Below are 18,922 nucleotides of genomic sequence, written 5' to 3'. Positions count from 1 at the left end.
GACCGCGCGCGGGGGCCGTGCCTAACGGGAGGCTCGGCGCACCGTGTTGCGGAGGGTGCCCACCCTCTCCACCACGGCTTCGACGACGTCGCCGTCGCGGATGACGCCGGCCCCGGGGGTGCCGGTGGCGAGGACGGATCCCGCGTCGAGCGTCATGCCGCCGGAGAAGTGGGCGACCTGCCAGTAGGGGTCGCGCATCATGGCCGAGACCCGGTTGGTGGCGATGGTCTCGCCGTTCACCACGGTGGAGACGCGCAGGGTCGACAGGTCCCCGACCTCGTCCGGGGTCACGATCCACGGGCCGAGGCTGCAGAACGTGTCGAAGGCCTTGGACCAGGGTATGTAGCGCGGGTTGACGCGGATCGCGTCCTCCGCGGTCATGTCCAGGACGGTCGTGTAGCCGAAGATGACGGACGCGGCGTCCTCGGGTGCGACGTCCCGGCAGGTCCGGCCGATCACCACGCCGAGCTCCGCCTCCGCCGTGACGCGGTCCGACTGGGTCGGCAGGACGATCTCGTCCCCGTGGCCGATGACGCAGCTGCTCGGACGCAGGTACGAGCCGGGCGTGCCCGCGGGCTGTTCGACCTCGAGGTCGTCGGCGTGCCTGCGGAAGTTCAGTCCGACACCCCACAGCTTGGGCGGCCGGCGGTAGATCGGGCCGAAGACCGCCTCCGCGGAGCTCACGGCCGCGGCCTTGACCTCCGGATCGGCCAAGGCCTCCCGGATGGCGTCCAACCGGTCGCCGACAACGATGTCGAAGAGCGTCGGACCGAAGGGGGACCCCGCCCGGTCCGCGAGGACGCTCAGCGGGACGATCCCACCGTCGACGGCGATGCCGACGTCTTCCCGGCCGTCCAGGGTCATGGTGCACAGGCGCATGCGTACTCCGTTTCGAGGAACAGAAGATGAGGACTCGTCAGCTCGCGCAGAGCGCGAGTCTGGGCACGATCGGGGAGCGCCCCCGCATCGCGACCCGGGCGAGGTGCAGGAGGGCGAAGCGGACGGGGCCGCCCGGCTTCGACGGGAGTTCGACGATCAGGCCGGCGTGCAGCAGCGACTGGACGGCGAGGGCCGCCTGCGCCCTGGGGAGCCCCGCCTGGCGGACGACCTGGTCGATGGTCCACCCTTCGGGCCGGTCGGCGAGCCGGAGCGCCAGGTCCTGGGTGACGGGGGTCTGCTGACCGAGTACGCCCTGGGCCGCCGCCACCGGGTCGCTGCGCGTCGCGGGGTGGCTGGCGAGGGCCTCCGGCTCGTCCCGGGCCATGGTCACCAGTTCGTCGATGGAGATCACGGTGGCCCAGGAGGCGGCCGATTCGAGGGCGCCGGGCAGGCCGTCGAGTCGGGCGCAGACCTCCGCGAGCTTCTGGTGGTCGCCCTCGCCCGCCTGGAAGTGGGGCCGCAGGTCGCAAAAGCGTCGCAACAGGAAGTCCAGGGCGGGCGAGTGGGTGGTGGGGACCTGCGCCGTGCCCGCCCGCCAGGTGGGCAGGGGGGACACCAGGAACCTGTGGTGGTCCGAGACGCCGTGGGGGACGCGCCCGGTCTCCAGGACGCTGAGGTGGGGGCACTCGCGGATGAGGGTCCACACCGTCTCGCGACGGACCTGGCCGCTGTCGTTGCCGTCGAGGACGAGGAGGGTGGCCCGGTCGCCGATCTGGCGGGCGAGCCGGCCCACGCCCGTCCCCTCGCCCACCAGCAGGTCGGCGATGGCCGCCTGGAGCGGGCCGCGGTCGCGGCCCTTCTGCAGTTGGACCCAGAGGACCGGCGTGGCCGTCGCGGCCTCGACGGTGCGCGCTGCGGCGACCGCCAGGTGCGTCTTGCCGACGCCGGGGAATCCGGACAGGACCGTGATCCGCTGCTGATCGCTGCGCAACTGCCGTACGAGTGAGTCGAGTTCGCGGGTGCGCCCGAGGAGGGGACGCGCCAGTACGTCGGTCGGCGGGCTGAGGGTGGCGAAGAGCGCCTCGTCGACCTCGCCGCCCGCCGAGAGCTCGAACGAGAGGCGCTCGTGGGTGGTCAGCAGGAGTGCGTCCGCGAGGAGGCGCACCGTCTCCCGGCGGGGGGCGGCCACCTGCCCGAGCTCCAGGTTGCGGACGGCCCGCACGCTGACCGTCGAGAGGTCGGCCAGGGTCTTCTGGCTCAGTTGGGCCCTCTTGCGATACCGCTGGAGTTGGATACCGAAGTCCTCGACATTCGCCCAGTTCATCATCTTCAATTGCTCCAGATGTGGATACGCGCGCACGCCGTCCCGTTGGTGGGGGTGACGGTTCCGTACGCGGCCGGCAGCCATTCCCGGTGAGGAATTCTCCTGGCCCCCGTTGGCCGGAAGTGTAATTTTCGACGGATCAGTCGAGGAGCTCTCCGGAGAGGCTCGCCGGCCGCAGGCTCCGCCAGTCGGACTCGACGCGATCGAGGCATGCCCGGCGCCCGGCCGGTCCCGAAACCACGTCCCAGCCCGGGGGGACCTCGATGGAGTCGGGCCAGAGGCTGAACTGTCGATCGGCGTTCACAAGAACTACGAATTCCCCGTCGGCATCGTCGAAAAGGTTTGCCACGAGTCCCCCTCAAGCGATTACCCATGCGGAACGTCTAGATTGGACGTACCGACTGGTCTGACCCTAACGGGAGTTGGTTGGCCGGGGAACCCTCGGGCGATCAAGCATTGCGTTCCAATGGGAGGCATATCGGCACTTGCGCCGGCCGACAACTGCCTCATGCCGTCGACCCGAACGGAAGGCGATGCGCGGTTTGGTCGCATGCTCCCGATATAAGGACCCGCCACTTGACGCCATGCCGGCGCGAACCTTTCGACGCCGACGGCATTTCACGGATTAATCGTGTGAGGCACGTCATGCCGAGCCGCCGGCCGCGCATGTCAAGTCGCTCCGTCGACCCCCGGTCGCGACCGGCCCGCGGGGCCGCCGACCGGCGTCGCGGACGAGCGGGGGCCGGCCGCCCCGGGGTGTCCCCGCGGCGGCCGGCCCGATGGCGTACCGGCCCGGACTCAGGAGCGCAGACCGGCGGCGATCTCCTTGACGAGCGACTCCGTCGGGCGGACGCGCTCGACCTCGGCGACGGCGGTCATCAGCTCGAAGACGTCGACGTCGGCCGCCTCCGCACAGCGCGTGATCAGCGGGAAGAAGCTGGAGTGGGTCTGCGTCAGTCCGCCGAGCACCTGGAAGGTGCGGTCGTCGTGCAGGCGCGGCAGGGTGCGCACGACGGTCTCGCTCAGCCGGGCGAGCGCCCGGTAGTCGTACGCCCCGATCCCCCGGTGACGCGCGAGGATCGCGGCGAAGGCCTCGGTCACGGTGTTGCCCGCGCCGCGCCCGATGCCGTCGAGGGTGGTGTCCACGTAGCGCGCGCCGGCGGTCGCGGCGGCCAGCGCGTTGGCGTTGGCGAGACCGAGGTTGTCGTGTCCGTGGAAGCCCAGCGGGACGCCCGTCTCCTCGCCGACCCGTCGGAACAGCGCCTCGACCTCGTGCGGCAGGTAGCCGCCGACGGAGTCCACCAGGTAGACGGCGTCGGCCCCGAACCCGGCGCACCGTCGGACCGCCGCCACCACGCCGCGCTCGTCGAGCACGTTGGTCTTCATCAGGTTCACGAACGTCCGCAGGCCCAGTTCCCTCGCCTGCCCGACGAACCGGGCGGCCGGGGACACGTCGGTGATGTCGACGCCGACGCGTACGAAGACCATCCCGCCCCCGGCGGCGCGGGCCAGCTGGGCCGGCTCGGCGAGCCCGGGAATGCAGAACATCCCCCAGGCGGCCCGGCGCAGGGTCCCGGCCGCGATCTCGAAGCAGCGTTCGTCGGTGACGAGGCTGGGCCGGGAAAGCGCCTCACCCGCGCCCAGACCGAGTCCGTGGCCGAGTTCGATCAGGCCCATCCCCGAATTCTCCAGGCCGGTGAGGACGGCTCGAATGGTCTCTTCCGTGAATTTGAAGTCCACGGAGTAACTGCCGTCCCGAAGCGTGCAGTCAAGGATTTCGACCGCCGCCGCAGTACTACGGTCAGCGGGCTCTCGCGAGACGCCGGTCATGGAACTCCCTAGCCGTCGGAAAGTCGCTCAGGGCTCCTCACGCTACGCAGTACCGCAGTACCCGAGGGGCACTACCGGAGGCACTTTCGCTGCTTTTCGAATTCTCCAAGTTGCCTCCTCTCCAGTCCGGTTGGTCCTTGTATGGTCGGGGGCAGGCGGTGCGAGACCCGCTGCCGCAGATCGTTCACACGCATGTGCCGATGGACCGCGCCCCGCCGGTCGGCGGGGCGATTGCCGGAAAGAGAGTGCATTCATGGGACACGTCCTCTCCGAGAGCCAGATCGAAGCCTATCGGGAGAACGGTTTCCTGGTCGTGGAAGGGCTCTTCGAGAGCGACTTCGTCGATCGGGCGCGACAGGTCGTCGACGACCTGCTTTCCAGTCAGGACCTGAACTCCGTCGCCGAGACGGAACCCGGTGACGCCTCGAAGGCCCGTCGCATCTGGGCTCCGACGAGCCGTGACAAGGTGTTCGCCGAACTGGCGGAGCACCCGCGCCTGCTCGACGCCGTCGCCGACCTCATCGGCGACGACCTGATCCTGCAGTACTCGAAGCTCAACGTGAAGGCGCCGCACGTCGGCAGCCCCGTCGAATGGCACCAGGACTTCGCCTACTACCCGCACTCCAACACCGACCTGGTGGCCGCGCTCGTCTACCTCGACGACGCGACCCGGGAGAACGCCTGCCTCCAGGTGGCCGCCGGCTCGCACAAGAGCGGTCTGCTCAGCCACGAGGTGGACGGGTTCTTCGGCGGCAAGATCGTGAGCCTCGACGGCGTGGGCGTGGCGGAGTCCACCGTCGTGGACTGCCAGGGCAAGGCCGGCAGTGTCGTCTTCCTGCACCCGCTGGTCGTCCACTCCTCCGAGCAGAACAACTCGGACCGCTACCGCCGCGCCTTCATCCCCGCCTACCGGGCGAGCGACGCCTTCCCCCTCTACTACGGCCCGCACGCGGCGCACAACGAGCCCACGGCCAAGCTGGTGCGGGGCAAGGTCTCCAAGACGGCCCGCGGCGAGGGCGGCACGTGGCGACTGCCGCTCGCCGCGGCCGAGTTCAACTCCCTCTTCGAGATCCAGGAGGGGGCCCACCTGCGGTCCGGCCGCAAGGCGACCACCGGCTACTTCTCGCACGAGGCGGAATCCGACGCCGCCCCGGTCGCCGGCATGTAGCCTCCGCGCACCACCCCGATCGAAGAGGAGCGACGTGGGCACGACGTACGCCCGGTCCGCGGACGGCACCCGCATCGCCTACCAGCTCCGGGGGACGGGTTCCCCGCTGGTCCTGCTCGCGGGCCAGGCGAACTCGCACCACTGGTGGGACGGCGTGCGCGAGGACTTCCACGCCGTCCGCGCCACCCTCACGATCGACTACCGCGGCACCGGGGACAGCGACAGGCCGGACGTGCCCTACAGCACGCGGCTGCTCGCCGACGACGTGCGCGCGGTCCTCGACCACCTGGGGATCGAGCGGACGGACGTGTACGGCACTTCGATGGGGGGCCGCGTCGCGCAGTGGCTGGCGGTCGACCTGCCGCACCGCGTGCGCTCGCTCGTCCTCGGCTGCACCTCTCCTGGCGGTCCGCACGCGGTCGAGCGCGACGAGAGCGTGCGCCGGGCGCTGGCGGGCGGCGACGCGGCCGGCCGGCGGGCGGCGCTGCTCGACCTGATGTACACGCCGGCCTGGCTCGCGGAGCACCCCGGCCCCCACCGCACCCTCGGCGATCCGACGATGCCGGCGTTCGCGCGCAACCGGCACCTGGTGGCGAGCGACCGGCACGACGCCTGGGACGCGTTGCCGCGGATCGGCTGCCCGACGCTGGTCGTGCACGGCACCGACGACCGGCTCAACCCCGTCGCCAACGCGCGTCTGTTGGCGGACCGTGTCCCCCGCGCCCGGCTCGCGCTGCTGCCGGGCGCGCGGCACGCGTACTTCGAGGAGTTCCGGGCCGTCGCCGGGCCCCTCGTGTCGGACTTCCTGGACTTCGACGACTGAAGGACCTTCCCATGGTCAGCATCGATGAACTGCCGATCCGCTCGGAGCTGAGGGGGCTGACCGCCTACGGCGCGCCGCGGGTCGACGTCCCCGTCCGGCTCGACACGAACGAGAACCCGTACCCGCTCCCCGACGATCTGGTCGACGAGGTGCTGGCGCTCCTGCGTCCGGTGCTGCGCGACCTGAACCGCTATCCGGACCGCGACGCCCTGGCCCTGCGGGCCGCGCTCGCCCGCCACCTGGAGGCGGAGGGCGGTCCGCCGCTCGGCGCGGGGCGGGTCTGGGCGGCCAACGGCGCGAACGAGGTCGTCCAGCAGCTCCTCCAGGTCTTCGGCGGCCCCGGCCGCCTGGCCATGGGGTTCGAGCCCTCCTACGCCGTGCACCGCGAGATCGCCCGCAGCACGGGCACCGCCTGGTGCGGCGCGCCGAGGGCGCGGGACTTCACGATCGCGCCCGACGCGGCCCGCGCGGCGATCGTCGAGCGCCGTCCGCACGTCGTCCTGATCACCGCTCCGAACAACCCGACGGGCACCGCGGTGAGCCCCGAGACGGTGGCCGCCCTGTACGACGCGGCCCAGTCGGCGGGTCCGGCGCTGGTGATCCTGGACGAGGCGTACGTCGAGTTCCAGCGCACCCCGTCCCCGCTGCCGCTGATCGAGGAGCGGCCGCTGCTGGTCGTCGTGCGCACCCTCTCGAAGGGGTTGGGCCTGGCCGGGCTGCGGCTGGGCTACCTCGTCGGCGCCCCCGCGATCGTGGACGCCGTCCAGCTCGTGCGGCTGCCCTACCACCTGTCCGCGCCGACCCAGGCGATCGCGCTGGCCCTGCTGGAGCGGGCGGCGGCCCGGCTGGGGAACGTCGACCGCATCACCGCGGAGCGGGACCGGCTGGTGCGGGAACTGCGGGCGGCGGGCTACGAGGTGGCCGCATCCGAGACGAACTTCGTGCAGTTCGGCCGCTTCCGGGACACCCGCCGGGCCTGGCGCGAGATCGTGGCGCGCGGGGCCCTGGTCCGCGACGGCGGGGTCCCGTCCTGGCTGCGGGTGTCGGTGGGGACACCGGCCGAGAACGACGTGTTCCTGGCCGCCGTCGCCGACGGGCTGCCGTAGTGCCCACGCAGTTGCCGCTCTTCGTCATGACCACCTGGCTGCTGGCGATGCTCCCGGGCGCCGGTCAGGCCATGATGATGCGGCAGACGCTGGAGGGCGGCCTGAGCGTCGCGCGGGCCACCATCGTCGGCAACGCGGTGGGGCTGCTGCTGTGGTCCCTGTCCGCGGCGGCGGGCCTGTCCACCCTGTTGCTGACCAACCCCGACCTGTACGCCGTCGTACGGATCGCCGGCGGCCTGGTGCTCGTCGTCCTCGGGGTCAACACGCTCAGGGCGGGGCGCGGCGGTCCGGCGCCGGCCGGGCGGACCGACGGGCGCACGGGGCGCTGGGGGGCCTTCGGGGCGGGCCTCGCGACGAACCTGGGCAACCCGAAGGCCGGTGTCTTCGCGGTGTCGGTGCTGCCGCAGTTCGTCACCGCGCGCGGGTCGGTCTTCGCCTCGATCGCGCTGCTGGGCGCGGTGTGGGCGTCGGTGAACGCCTGCTGGTACCTGCTGTTCACCTGGGGTGTCAGCCGTGGCCGCGCCCTGATGACCCGGCCGGTGGTGCAGCGTCGGCTGCGTCTGGTCACCGGGCTGGTGCTCCTCGCGCTCGGGGTCGCCGTGGCCGCCGGGGTCTGACGGGCCTCGGCGGCGGGCCGGGCGGCGGTCAGTGCTCGGGCAGCTCCAGGCCGGTCAGCCGGCGCGGGCCGTCCTCGAAGCGCAACGCGAAGGTGAGGGCGGCGCGCGCCGCCTCGATGGTGGCGAGCACCTCGTCGTGGCTGTCGCCCACGCCGGAGAGGGCGTCCAGGGTGCGGGTGGAGGTCCCGCCCGCCAGGTCCGTGCCGGGGCGGACGAAGGCGCGGTACGCGGTGACGCCCGGCAGGGCGCGGACCTCCTCGGCGCCGTCCACGCCTTCGAGGCGGCAGGGGCGCAGCGGGGCGAGGTTGTTGTACTGGAAGTGCACCTTGCCGCCGAAGTCGAAGGGGGCCCGCTCCACCTCTTCGCCGAGGGCGACGCGGGCGCCGAGCTCGACCAGGTCCACTCCGCAGGTCTCCCGGGCCATCATGTTGACGTAGCCGGATATGCGGCCGTTGATCTCGATGACGCGGGGTCCGTCGGCGGTGAGCTTGACCTCGGTGTGGGTGAAGCCCCGGTCCGCGCCGACCGCCTCCAGCGCGGCGCCGACCAGGTCGAGCACCTCCCGCTGCCGTGCCCGGGGCAGGTGGCTCGGCCAGATCCGGCCGGTCCCCCGGAACGGCGGCATGACCGGGGTCTTGTCGGTGAGCACCAGGTGCGTGATCCCCTCGGGGGTGCACACGCTCTCCACCGAGACGTAGTCGCCGAAGGGCTCGCTCGGCAGGCCCCGGAGGTACTCCTCGACGATGAACGGTCCCCACTCCCCCGCCGCGACCAGTCCCTCCAGGTGGGAGCGCACCTCGGCGCGGTCCCGGGGGGACCGTACGGCGAAGGTGTGCCGGCTGAGGGTTCCGCTGACGGGCTTCACGATCGCGGGCAGTCCGACCTCGTCGAGGGCGGCGTCCCACGCGGCGAGGGTGTCGATCACCGCGGTCCGGGTGCGGTCCACGCCCGCCTCGCGCAGGGCGCGTCGTTGCAGGCCCTTGTCGGTGAACAGCCGGGTGGTCCGCTCCGAGGGGCCGGGGACGCCCGCCGCGGCGGCGAGCGCTCCGGCGGGCCGGAGCAGGTCGTCGCAGAAGGTGAGGACGGCGTCGGGGGCGAGCGCGCGGATCAGCCGGGCGTCCTCGGCCGGCTCGCCGGAGAGGGTGTGGACGTCGCCGAGCATCTCCATCACGGGCCGCAGCTGCTCGACGTGGTCGGAGCCGTCCGGTACCAGGAACGTGACGTCTCCCAGGTCGGCGAGGCCCGCGCCGATCTCGCCGGCGGGGACGGCGCCGAGGTCGTAGAGGACGGCGAAACGCGGCCGGGGGCGGGTTGCCATGATCAGTCGTCGCTTTCCTGGGGGGCGGTGTGCGGACGGTGCGTGGGGTCCGGGGTCCACCGCGGCGGGCCGGCGGGGTCGGCCGCGAGCCGGATGAGGCCCTCGTGGAGCGTGCGGGCGTACGCCTCGACCGAGGGGCGGGGGACGAGGTCCGGGTCGAAGCCGATGCGGACCTGACCGCGGCCGTTCGTGATCTCGACGTTGACGTGCAGGGGGAAGCTGGGCTTGCCCCTGCGCCATCGCCCGCGCGTGGGGGTGGCCGAGGGCCGGTCGAGGTCGCGGTAGGCGTGGAAGTGCATGTAGTTGAAGACGACGGGGAACGCCGGGCGGCCCAGGCGCTCGGTCAGGAGGGCCAGCGGGTAGTGCCGGTGGGCGTAGCCGCCGCGCTCCAGCTCGTCGGCGTGGCGGATCAGGTCGCGCCAGCTGTCGGGGAGGGTCTCGAAGCGGACCGGGAGGGTGTTCAGGAAGAGTCCGGTGGCCCGGTCCGAACCCGGGCTCTCCGGGCGGGTGTTGAAGACGAGCCCGGTGACCACGTCCCGGTCGCGGCCGGACCATGCTCCCTGCGCCGCCGCGTGCGCGGCGAGCAGCACCGACTTCCGCGAGGTGCCCAGGTCCCGTGCCACGCCGGACAGCGACGCGACGAGGTCCCGGGGCAGGTCCAGCCGGAGCCGCGCCGAGGCGTCGACGGCGCGCGTCGGGTCGACGTAGGGGACGAGCGCGTCCGCGGTGCCCGCCTGGGCGAGCCAGTGGGCCTCGGCGGCGGCGGAGGCGGAGGCGGCCTGTTCGGCGGCGACGAAGGCGTGCTGGACGCGGGCGTTGACGGCGGCCTCCTCGCGCGCCGCCTCCTCGGCGGTCCTCGCGTCCGCCGCCTCCTCCTCGGTGCCGCGCTCGTCCGCGCCGGTGTCGTAGAGGCGCGTCAGGTCGACCGCGAGCCGGCTGAAGCTCCAGCCGTCCAGCACCACGTGGTGGGCGGAGACGGCCACGTGGAAGGAGCCGGGCAGCGTGACGACCAGGAACCGGACCAGGGGTGCGGTGCGCCAGTCGAGCGGCGCGATCCCGGTGAGGGAGCGCCAGTCCTCGAGGAGGCGCAGCGCCGCGTCGGCGGAGTCGGCGTGCTCGACGCGCAGCGCGGGCTCGACGTGGCTCCACACCAGTTGGGCCGCAGCGGACAGGTTTCCGAAGTCGAACGAGGTCCGCAGGGCGGGGTGGCGGTGCGTCAGGTCCCCTACGGCCGCGCGGAAGCGGGCCTCGTCGAAGGGGGCGCGGACCTCCCAGCCCTCGACGCTGTGGTAGAGGTGGCGGTCCCCGCCCGCCTCGCACAGGTAGAGCATGCCGGCCTGGAGCGCCGATGCGGGCAGGGCGTCCTGGAGTCCGTCGGGCAGCCGTGCGCGGTCCCGCGCGGACAGCAGGGAGAACGGCTCGGCGGTGTGCGTCGGCCCCGCGCCGGCGACGGGCGTCCCGAAACGGTCCGGGGCATTCTTCGCGGTGCCCGCCCGGACGCTTTCGGAGTTCAACAGGGCGCGCACCGACTGGTGGACGAGCAGATCGCGCAGCGAGAGATCGATTCCCTTTTCCCGCGCCTCGTTGACGACGCGTACGGCGAGGAGCGAATCTCCGCCCATCGCGTAGAACTTGCCGTCGAGGGTGACGTCGGATATCGCCAGGCTGTTCCTGAAGATGGCCAGCAGGGTGTCCGCGACGCTTTCCCCGACCGTTTCTTCCGTGTTCATTTCTTCTCCTCGACCTCGGTCGGGATTCCGGGGGTGTCTCGCATCGCGCGCAATGGCGAGAAAACGACGAACAGTGCCGCGCTCCACAGGCCGAGGGCGCAGATCCACAGGGTGGGGCGGAGGCCGAGCGTGGCGCCGAGGGTTCCTCCGAGGAGGGAGCCGAGGGGGACTGCCCCGTAGGAGATCCACAGGTAGACCGAGCTCACCCGGCTCAGCAGGTCGGGCGGGCAGACGCGTTGGCGGTAGGAGAGGGAGGCGGTGTTGAACAGCGTCGAGTTCGCCGAGAACGCCGCGAGGCCGAGGGCGAAGAGGGCGAGGCCCCAGCCGGGGCCCGCGGCGGGCATCAGCAGGTAGAGGGGGCCGGGGACCAGCATGGAGACCCAGATGATCCGTGCCGAACCGATCGCGTTCGACAGTCGGTTGGCGAAGGCGCCGGCGAGCAGCCCGCCGACCGCCGCGCAGGAGAAGACCAGGCCGATGACGGCGGGCGAGGCGTGCAGCTCGCGCGACATGAAGGTGACCTGGACCGAGGAGGCGGCGATGAAGAAGAAGTTGGAGACGGTGGTGCACAGCAGCAGGCTGCGCAGGACCGCTTCGCGCCGCACGAACGCGAACCCCTCGGTGACGGCGGTCCGGAACGGCAGGCGCTTGACCGCCGCGCCCTGCCGATCCGCGGCCGGCACTTTGATCAGTCCGAGCGTGAGGGCGCTCAGGGCGTAGGTGGCGGCGTTCGCGAAGAGGCCGCGCGCGGCGCCCATCAGGCCGACGAGCAGGCCGGCGAGCGCCGGGCCGCCCATCTCGGCCAGCGCGTCCGACATGCCCAACTTGCCGTTCGCGTCCACCAGCTGGGTGGCCCCGACCAGCTTGGGCAGCTGACTGCGGTAGGCGACCGTGAAGAGCACCGTGAGGGTGCCGGTCGTCGCGACGACGACGTAGAGGTAGCCGAGGCTCAGCCATCCGGTCATGCTCGCGACGGGGATCGACACCAGGAGCAGCATGCGGCCCAGGTCGCAGGCGATCATCGTCCTGCGCTGGTCGAGGCGGTCCGCGACCACTCCCGCGGGGAGCGAGAAGACCAGGTAGGGCAGCCAGCCGAGCAGGGTCAGCAACGAGACCTGGAACGTCGACGCGTCGAGCACCTCCAGGGCCAGCAGCGGCATGGCCACCAGGGCGACCCGCGGGCCCAGGGTGCCCATCCCCTGGCCCGTCCACAGCAGCAGGAAGTTCCTGTTCCGCCACAGGGAGGCCGGGGGGTCCGCTTCGGTGCGCCGCGCCGGCGCCGTCTGTGTCACTTTCCTGTCCTGCCTGGGGTAGTGGGGGGGAAGGGCTCCGTGCCCGGCCTACACTGCCGGCCCCTTCGTACCGCGCACCAGACCGGCATGTTCGAACTACCGCCATTGTGCCCGGGGTTCTGCCGCCCGGCCGGATGTCCGGCTGCTTAGCATCGGTCTGCGTTTGATTGCCGACGGTATCCGAATCGCCCGTGAACGCATGTGGCGCGGCCGTTGTCGCCTTACGGGAACGAGCCCGTGCGGACCGATCGAAATGGGTGAAGAGAACTCGTGGGAAATGAGCTTCCGGGGCAGGCCGACGTCCCGACCGGATTTCCTTTCGGCGCCACCTGCCGTATGACGGGGCCGTGCCGCACGACGCGGTCCACCCGCATTCTTCCGGCCGGGCTGGCGAGTCTGATCGGCGACCGGACCGAGGAGCTCGTCTGCGCGGCCGCGCTCGTCCTGGCGCGCAAGTACGCCGACGGCACCGCCTTCTGTCTGGGGATCCGGCGGACGACCTGGTCGCCCGCCGACCCGGCCCGTGACCTGGTGGCGACCATGCCCACCTCGCTGCGGGCCAGCGACCACGTCGCCTTCGTCGCCGCCGCGCTGCGGACGGTGCGCGCCCCGGAGCCGGAGCGCGGCGGCGCGTCCGAGATCGTGTGCGTCCTCGACGGTCCGGCGCCCGCCGGCACGCGGGCGGCGCTGGTCCTCTCGCACGAACGGTCCCGGGAAGGCGGGCTCGCCCTGCACGCGGACGCCGACGAGCACACGTTCGGCGCCCTCTTCGTCCAGCGGATGCTCGGGCACCTGGAGCACCTGCTCGGGCGACTGTGCGCCGACGGCGAGCCGACGATCGGCGAACTGCGCCTCACCCCGGACGCCGAGCTGGAGGGACTGCGCGCGCTGTCCCGCACGGACCGGGAGTACCCGCGCGACACGGGGCTCTACCAGCTCTTCGCCGAGCAGGCCGAGGCCCGGCCGGACGGCGTGGCCGTCAGCCACGCGGAGGGGACCACCAGCTACCGCCGGCTGCGGGAGCGGGCGGAGGAACTGGCGGGGCTGCTGCGCGCCCGGGGGGTCGCCCCGGGCCGGCGCGTGGCGTTCCTGCTGGAGAGGACGCCCCTGCTGCCGGCGTTGATGCTGGCGGTCGTACGGCTGGGCGCCTCCTACGTCCCCCTCGACGTCGACACGCCGACGGAGCGCCGCGACTTCCTCCTGGAGGACAGCGGTGCCTGCCTGCTGGTGACCGACGACCCCCGGGTCACGGCCGCCGTCCCGGTGCTGGACCTCACCGCGCCCCGGGAGGAGCGCGAGGAGCGTGAGGACGAGCGGCCGCTGCCGCCGCCCTCGGGGCCGCGGGCCGAGGCGTACGTGATGTACACCTCGGGGACCACCGGTCGTCCCAAGGGCGTGGCGATCGGCCAGCGGGCGGTGGTCCGGTTGGTGCGCGGCACCGACTTCGTCGACCTGTCCCGCGATTCGCGCATCCTGCAGACCGGAGCCCTCGCCTTCGACGCCACCACCTTCGAGTTCTGGGGCGCGCTCCTCAACGGCGGCACCGTCGTGCTGGTCCCCGGCACCACCGTGCTCAGCGCGGTGGAGCTGCGGGCCGCCGTCGAACGGCACGGGGTGAACCTCATGTTCCTGACGGCGACCCTGTTCAACCAGCTCGTCGACCAGGACCCCACGGCGCTGGCGGGCTGTCACGTGCTCGTCGGCGGTGAGGCCCTGTCCCCGGGCCACGTGGCGCGGGCCCTCGAAGCCTGCCCGACCCTCACCCTCGGCAACGCCTACGGTCCGACGGAGAACACGACGTTCTCGGTGGTGCAGCGCGTCACCGAGGCCGGCTCCGGCCGGATCCCCATCGGACGCCCGATCGCCAATTCCACGGCGTGGGTGCTCGACCGGGACCTCAACCCCCAGCCCCTCGGCGTCCCCGGTGAACTCTGCGTCGGCGGGGACGGGCTGAGCGGCGGCTACCTCAACCGGCCCGAGCTCGACCGGGCCGCGTTCGTGACGGCGCCGGGCATCGACGGCCGCCTCTACCGCACCGGCGACCGCGCCGCCTGGACGGAGGAGGGGCTGCTGGACTACCTCGGGCGCGCCGACGACCAGGTCAAGATCCGCGGCTACCGGGTCGAACCGGGGGAGATCGAGGTCCGGTTGGGCCTGCTCCCCGAGGTCCGCGAGGCCGCCGTGGTCCTGAGTCCGCAGGCCGACGGCATCGCCTCGCTGCGGGCCTTCTTCACCGCCGGGAGCCCGCTGGACACGGCCGCGCTGACGGGCCGGCTCGCCGAACTGCTGCCCGCCTACATGGTGCCCGGCTCGCTCCAGCAGGTGGCCGTGATGCCGCGGACCCGCAACCACAAGATCGACCGGGCGGCGCTGCTCGCGATCCCCCTGCCCGCGTCCCCCGACCCGGACGGCCGCGGGCGCGCCCCCCGCACGGAGCTGGAGGTGACGGTGGCCGCCGCGTTCGCCGAGGTGCTGGGGGTGGAGTCGGTCTCCCTGGACGACGACTTCTTCGATCTCGGCGGCCACTCCCTGCGGATGATGCGGCTGTGGAACCGCATCCGCTCGGTCACCGGAGTGCCGATCGAGCTGGCACGGGTCCTCGACGCCCCGACGGTCGCCGGCATCGCGGCCCTGCTGGAGCGGGGCGACTCCGACGGCCCGGCGCGCCCGCGCCTGGCCCGCCGCTCGTGACGGCGCCCGAACCCCCGTACCCGTTCCGCCCGTCGGCCGGGGATCCCAAGGAGTGAGCGTGTTCCCGCTGTCCTACGCCCAACAGGGGCTCTGGTTCCTCCACCGCCTGGAGGGGCCCACCTCCACCTACAACGTGCCCGTGCCGGTGCGGCTGACCGGCCCGCTCGACGTCCCGGCGCTCGAAGCCGCGCTGCGCGACGTGGTGACCCGTCACGAGAGCCTGCGCACCGTCTTCGGCGAGCACGAGGGAGTGCCGTACCAGCGGGTCCTGCCCGCCGACGCGGCCGGCCCGCGCCTGGTCCTGCCGGCCGCGGACCGCGAACCGCTCGACGAGGTGCTGCGCGCAGTCGTGGAGGAGCCCTTCGACCTCGACGGCGACCTGCTGACGCGCGCCCGCCTGATCCGGTCGGCCGACGAGGAGCACGTACTGGCGCTGGTCCTGCACCACGCCGTCTGCGACGGATGGTCCCTGACGCCGCTGCTGCGGGACCTGGGCACGGCGTACACCGCCCGACTCGGGGGCGGCGCGCCCGACTGGGCGCCGCTGCCGGTGCAGTACGGCGACTACACGCTGTGGCAGCGCGAACTCCTCGGGGACGACGAGGACCCCGACAGCCTCGTCAGCCGGCAGCTGCGGTACTGGCACCGGACGCTGTCCGGGCTGCCCGACCGGCTGGTCCTGCCCGACCGACGCGTCCTGCCCGACCGGGGCGTCCTGCCCGACCGGGGCGTCCTGCCCGACCGGGGCGTCCTGCCCGACCGGGGCGGCGACGGGCGGCCCGCCGACGGCGTGGAGGCCGCCGGGGACGTCCACGACCACCTCCTCGACGCGGCCCTGCACGGCAGGCTGGTCGACGTCGCCCGCCGGCACGGTTGCAGCCTGTTCATGCTGCTCCAGGCCGCGGTCGCCGCGCTGCTCACCCGCTGCGGCGCCGGCACCGACATCCCGCTCGGCACCCCCACGGCGGGCCGGTCGGACGAGGCGCTCGACGGACTGGTCGGCTACTTCGTCAACACGCTCGTCCTGCGCACCGACACCTCCGGCAACCCGACGTTCGCGGAGCTGCTCGCCCGGGTGCGGGCGGCCGACTTCGACGCCTACGCCCACCAGGACGTGCCCTTCGACCGGCTCGTGGAGGCCCTGAACCCGAAGCGGTCCCCCTCCCACCACCCGCTGTTCCAGGTGATGGTCGCCCTGCACGAGGGCGGTCCGGGGGACGCCCTGCGGCTGCCCGGGCTGGAGGCCGAACTGCTGCGCCTGGGCACGCGGACCTCGAAGTTCGACCTGTCCCTCGACTTCGAGGACCGCCGCACCGGGTCCGGGCGCCCGGACGGGCTGCGCGTGTCTTTCGAGTACGCGACGGACCTCTTCGACGAGGGCTCCGTCCGGCTCCTGGCCGAACGCCTCGAACGGGTGCTTGTACGGGTCGCCGACGACCCGTCGGTGCGGTTGCGCGAGCTGCCGGTGCTGACGGAGTCCGAGCGGCACCGGCAACTGGTGGAGTGGAACGGCCCCGAGGTCGCGGAGCGCCACCTCGACCTGGCCGCCACCGTACGGACGCGGGCCGCCGTACGGCCCGACGCCGTGGCCGTGTCGGGGGCGGACGGCCGCCACACCTACCGGGAGCTCGACGGGGCCGGGGCCGCGTTCTCCCGCGGCCTGGGAGCCGCCGGGGCCGGGGCCGACGACCTGACCGCCATCGTCGCCCGGCGCGGCACCTGGTTCGTCACGGCCGCGCTCGGCGCCCTCGGGGCCGGAACCGGCTACCTGGCGCTCGACGCCGACCTGCCCCTCGACCGGGCCCGGCGGATGCTGACCGACAGCGGCGCCCGCTTCGTGCTGACCGAGCCGGGGCTGGAGGAGCGGACCGCGCTGCTGCTGGAGGGCGTCGAGGGGGTCCGGCGGGCCGGACCGCTCGCGGACGCCCCCTCCCCGGCCGGCAACCCGGGGACCCCGCAGGGGGCCGGCGGCGCCGCGCACCCGCTCGCCCTCGCCTACGCCGTGTTCACCTCCGGGTCCACCGGTCACCCCAAGGGGGTGCTGGTGCCCCACCGGGGCCTGTCCAACCACCTGCTGGCCGTCATCGAGCTCTACGGCCTCGACGAGCACGACACGATGGCCTTCAACGCGCCGCTGACGTTCGACGTCGCCGTCTGGCAGGCGCTGACGACGGCGGCGGTGGGCGGCCGGGTCCACGTACTGGACGAGGACACCATCCGTGACCCGTTGGCGCTCGCCCGTTGCGTCGCCGACGAGGGCATCACCGTCCTTCAGATCGTGCCGCAGGTGCTGCGGGCGGTCCTCGACCTGTGGGACCTCGACCCACGGCACGTCGACCTCCTGCGCGGCCTGCGCTGGATGCTCGTGCACGGCGAGGAGCTGCCCCCCGACCTGGTCGACCGCTGGTTCGCCCGCCACCCCGACATCCCGCTGGCCAACGTCTACGGCCCCGCGGAGTGCTCCGACGACGTGTCGATCTCGGTGATCCGCGCCGGCGACGACTTCCGCCGCGAGCGTGCCCCCATCGGACGCCTGCTGCGCAACACGCGGGCGTACGTCCTCGACGACCTGCTCCAATTGGTGCCCGCCGGGGCCGTCGGCGAGCTGTACGTCGGCGGCGCCGGGCTGGCCCGCGGCTACGCCGGCCGGGTCGACGTCACCGCCCTGCGCTTCGTCGCCGACCCGTTCGGCGAGCCCGGCGAGCGCATGTACCGCACGGGCGACCTCGTCCGTTGGAACGCGGCCGGGGAGCTGGAGTTCCTCGGGCGGGCCGACCACCAGGTGAAGATCCGCGGGCATCGGATCGAGCCCGGCGAGGTGCAGGTCGTCGTGGAACGGCACCCCCTCGTCCACCAGGCGTTCGTGCTCGCGGCGCCGGACCGGCACGGCGGCACCCGCCTGCTCGCCTACGTGGTCCCCGTGGCCGGCGGGGCGCCCTCGGCGGCGGAGCTGCGGAGCCACACCGCCGCGGCGCTGCCGGAGTACATGGTGCCTTCGGTGTTCGTGTGCGTCGACGAACTCCCCGTGACGCCGAACGGCAAGATCGACCGCAAGGCCCTGCCGGCGCCGGGGACGGCCGTCGACGAGGGAGGCCTCCCGCCGCGCACCCGGCGGGAGGAACTGCTGTGCGGCCTCTTCCGCGAGCTGCTGGACCTGCCCCGGGTCGGCGTCGACGAGGGCTTCTTCGACCTCGGCGGGCACTCCATGCTGGCCATGCGCCTGCTCAGCCGTCTGCGGACGGAGATGGGGCTGGACGTCACGGTGCGCTCGCTGCTGCGGGCGCCGACCGTGTCCGGGATCCTCGCGGCGGCCGGGGCGCACGACCCCGGTGAGGACCTCGCGGTCCTGCTGCCGCTGCGCGCCGGCGCGGGCGCCCGGCCGCTGTTCTGCGTACATCCCGCGACCGGCCTGGCCTGGAGCTACGCGGGCCTGGCCGTCCACCTGCCGCCCGCCGTGCCGCTGTACGGGCTCCAGGCCCCCGGCCTGGCCGAGGGGACAACCGCGCCCGCGGACCTGGAGGAGATGCTCGACGCGCTGTGCGGCGAGATCCGCCGGGTGCAGCCGGAGGGCCCCTACCGGCTGCTCGGCTGGTCGCTGGGCGGCAACATCGCCCAGGCGCTCGCGACGCGCCTGGAGGGCGAGGGGCACCGCGTCGACCTGCTCGTCCTGATCGACGCCTTCCCGGGCGAGAGCTGGCCCCACCCGCCGCACGCCACCCCCGAACAGTGGGACGAGTACGGCCTGTTGACCACCCTGGCCCCCCTTCCCCCCGACCCCGGACGGGCCGCGGAGGAGGACACCGAGCGGGTCTTGGAGGAACTGCGCGCGAGGGCCCGGGAGCGGTGGGGCACCTCCGTCGGGGACCTGGACCGGCTCGTGCGGGTCGGCGTCAACGCGAGCCGTCTGCTGGCCCGGCACCGGCCCGCCCCCTTCACCGGCCGGACCGTGTACTTCCACGCCACCGGGAGCCGGGGCCCCTCCCGACCGAGCCCCCTGTCCTGGGACCCGTACCTGAAGGACGTCACCGGACACGCACTCGACTGCCGGCACGAGGAGGCCATGGACGCCGAACCCCGGCGCCGGATCGCCGAGATCCTCACCCCCGACCTGACCCGCCCCTGAGGGCACCGCACGCGAACCACC

General features: G+C 73.2%; 13 protein-coding genes. 6 read left to right on the top strand and 7 right to left on the bottom strand.

The genetic code is table 11. The annotated features are described in order from the left end of the window. Nucleotides 1–21 precede the first annotated feature (21 nt). The 4 genes from ACZ6ZI_RS16615 to ACZ6ZI_RS16600 form a co-directional block, all read right to left on the bottom strand. Complete coding sequence (locus tag ACZ6ZI_RS16615) at nucleotides 22–879, bottom strand: fumarylacetoacetate hydrolase family protein (protein ID WP_469520986.1); 858 nt, start codon at nucleotides 877–879, stop codon at nucleotides 22–24. 37 nt (nucleotides 880–916) lie between these two features. Then, nucleotides 917–2,203 (bottom strand): helix-turn-helix domain-containing protein, encoded by a 1,287-nt coding sequence (locus tag ACZ6ZI_RS16610; protein WP_469520982.1) that lies wholly within the window; start codon nucleotides 2,201–2,203, stop codon nucleotides 917–919. Between the two features lie 139 nt (nucleotides 2,204–2,342). After that, nucleotides 2,343–2,552, bottom strand: a complete 210-nt coding sequence (locus ACZ6ZI_RS16605) for an MbtH family protein (protein ID WP_469520980.1) — start codon at nucleotides 2,550–2,552, stop codon at nucleotides 2,343–2,345. Between the two features lie 449 nt (nucleotides 2,553–3,001). Beyond that, complete coding sequence (locus ACZ6ZI_RS16600; RefSeq protein ID WP_469520977.1) at nucleotides 3,002–4,033, bottom strand: beta/alpha barrel domain-containing protein; 1,032 nt, start codon at nucleotides 4,031–4,033, stop codon at nucleotides 3,002–3,004. Between the two features lie 253 nt (nucleotides 4,034–4,286). Between ACZ6ZI_RS16600 and ACZ6ZI_RS16595 the strand changes: the two genes are divergently transcribed. From ACZ6ZI_RS16595 to ACZ6ZI_RS16580, 4 genes are read left to right on the top strand one after another with little or no spacing between them, the layout of a single operon-like run. Next, nucleotides 4,287–5,201 (top strand): phytanoyl-CoA dioxygenase family protein, encoded by a 915-nt coding sequence (locus ACZ6ZI_RS16595; protein WP_469520975.1) that lies wholly within the window; start codon nucleotides 4,287–4,289, stop codon nucleotides 5,199–5,201. 34 nt (nucleotides 5,202–5,235) lie between these two features. Then, on the top strand, nucleotides 5,236–6,024 hold the full coding sequence (locus ACZ6ZI_RS16590) for an alpha/beta fold hydrolase (RefSeq protein ID WP_469520972.1): 789 nt from the start codon (nucleotides 5,236–5,238) through the stop codon (nucleotides 6,022–6,024). Between the two features lie 11 nt (nucleotides 6,025–6,035). Next, on the top strand, nucleotides 6,036–7,130 hold the full coding sequence (locus ACZ6ZI_RS16585; RefSeq protein ID WP_469520969.1) for a histidinol-phosphate transaminase: 1,095 nt from the start codon (nucleotides 6,036–6,038) through the stop codon (nucleotides 7,128–7,130). After that, the gene (locus tag ACZ6ZI_RS16580) at nucleotides 7,130–7,747 is read left to right on the top strand and encodes a LysE family translocator (protein WP_469520966.1); all 618 of its coding nucleotides are present in this window, start codon (nucleotides 7,130–7,132) and stop codon (nucleotides 7,745–7,747) included. The genes ACZ6ZI_RS16585 and ACZ6ZI_RS16580 overlap by 1 nt, the downstream gene beginning before the upstream one ends. A gap of 28 nt (nucleotides 7,748–7,775) precedes the next feature. Here the strand turns inward: ACZ6ZI_RS16580 and ACZ6ZI_RS16575 are convergent, their stop codons facing one another. From ACZ6ZI_RS16575 to ACZ6ZI_RS16565, 3 genes are read right to left on the bottom strand one after another with little or no spacing between them, the layout of a single operon-like run. Then, nucleotides 7,776–9,065: an ATP-grasp domain-containing protein gene (locus tag ACZ6ZI_RS16575; protein ID WP_469520962.1), complete on the bottom strand. Its 1,290-nt coding sequence runs from the start codon at nucleotides 9,063–9,065 to the stop codon at nucleotides 7,776–7,778. 2 nt (nucleotides 9,066–9,067) lie between these two features. After that, nucleotides 9,068–10,795, bottom strand: coding sequence for a condensation domain-containing protein (locus tag ACZ6ZI_RS16570; protein ID WP_469520957.1), 1,728 nt, complete (start codon nucleotides 10,793–10,795; stop codon nucleotides 9,068–9,070). Then, nucleotides 10,792–12,087: an MFS transporter gene (locus ACZ6ZI_RS16565; protein ID WP_469520955.1), complete on the bottom strand. Its 1,296-nt coding sequence runs from the start codon at nucleotides 12,085–12,087 to the stop codon at nucleotides 10,792–10,794. Before ACZ6ZI_RS16565 ends, ACZ6ZI_RS16570 begins: the two co-directional genes overlap by 4 nt. Nucleotides 12,088–12,357: 270 nt before the next feature. Between ACZ6ZI_RS16565 and ACZ6ZI_RS16560 the strand changes: the two genes are divergently transcribed. Both ACZ6ZI_RS16560 and ACZ6ZI_RS16555 read left to right on the top strand, forming a co-directional pair. Beyond that, nucleotides 12,358–14,778 (top strand): amino acid adenylation domain-containing protein, encoded by a 2,421-nt coding sequence (locus ACZ6ZI_RS16560; RefSeq protein ID WP_469520952.1) that lies wholly within the window; start codon nucleotides 12,358–12,360, stop codon nucleotides 14,776–14,778. Nucleotides 14,779–14,836: 58 nt separating this feature from the next. Continuing rightward, nucleotides 14,837–18,901 (top strand): non-ribosomal peptide synthetase, encoded by a 4,065-nt coding sequence (locus tag ACZ6ZI_RS16555; protein WP_469520949.1) that lies wholly within the window; start codon nucleotides 14,837–14,839, stop codon nucleotides 18,899–18,901. The last annotated feature ends 21 nt before the right edge of the window (nucleotides 18,902–18,922 follow it).

The sequence above is a fragment of the Streptomyces sp. NPDC103540 genome, from assembly GCF_055584445.1.
The sequence above is the reverse complement of the archived record's forward strand: the minus strand, read 5'-3'. Positions and strand labels throughout refer to the sequence as shown.

Excerpts from the sequence above, each read along its gene's own strand:
- ACZ6ZI_RS16585 (WP_469520969.1), top strand. The coding sequence starts at position 6,036 with ATGGTCAGCATCGATGAACTGCCGATCCGCTCGGAGCTGAGGGGGCTG.
- ACZ6ZI_RS16570 (WP_469520957.1), bottom strand. The coding sequence starts at position 10,795 with ATGAACACGGAAGAAACGGTCGGGGAAAGCGTCGCGGACACCCTGCTG.
- ACZ6ZI_RS16600 (WP_469520977.1), bottom strand. The coding sequence starts at position 4,033 with ATGACCGGCGTCTCGCGAGAGCCCGCTGACCGTAGTACTGCGGCGGCG.
- ACZ6ZI_RS16575 (WP_469520962.1), bottom strand. The coding sequence starts at position 9,065 with ATGGCAACCCGCCCCCGGCCGCGTTTCGCCGTCCTCTACGACCTCGGC.
- ACZ6ZI_RS16595 (WP_469520975.1), top strand. The coding sequence starts at position 4,287 with ATGGGACACGTCCTCTCCGAGAGCCAGATCGAAGCCTATCGGGAGAAC.
- ACZ6ZI_RS16615 (WP_469520986.1), bottom strand. The coding sequence starts at position 879 with ATGCGCCTGTGCACCATGACCCTGGACGGCCGGGAAGACGTCGGCATC.
- ACZ6ZI_RS16610 (WP_469520982.1), bottom strand. The coding sequence starts at position 2,203 with ATGAACTGGGCGAATGTCGAGGACTTCGGTATCCAACTCCAGCGGTAT.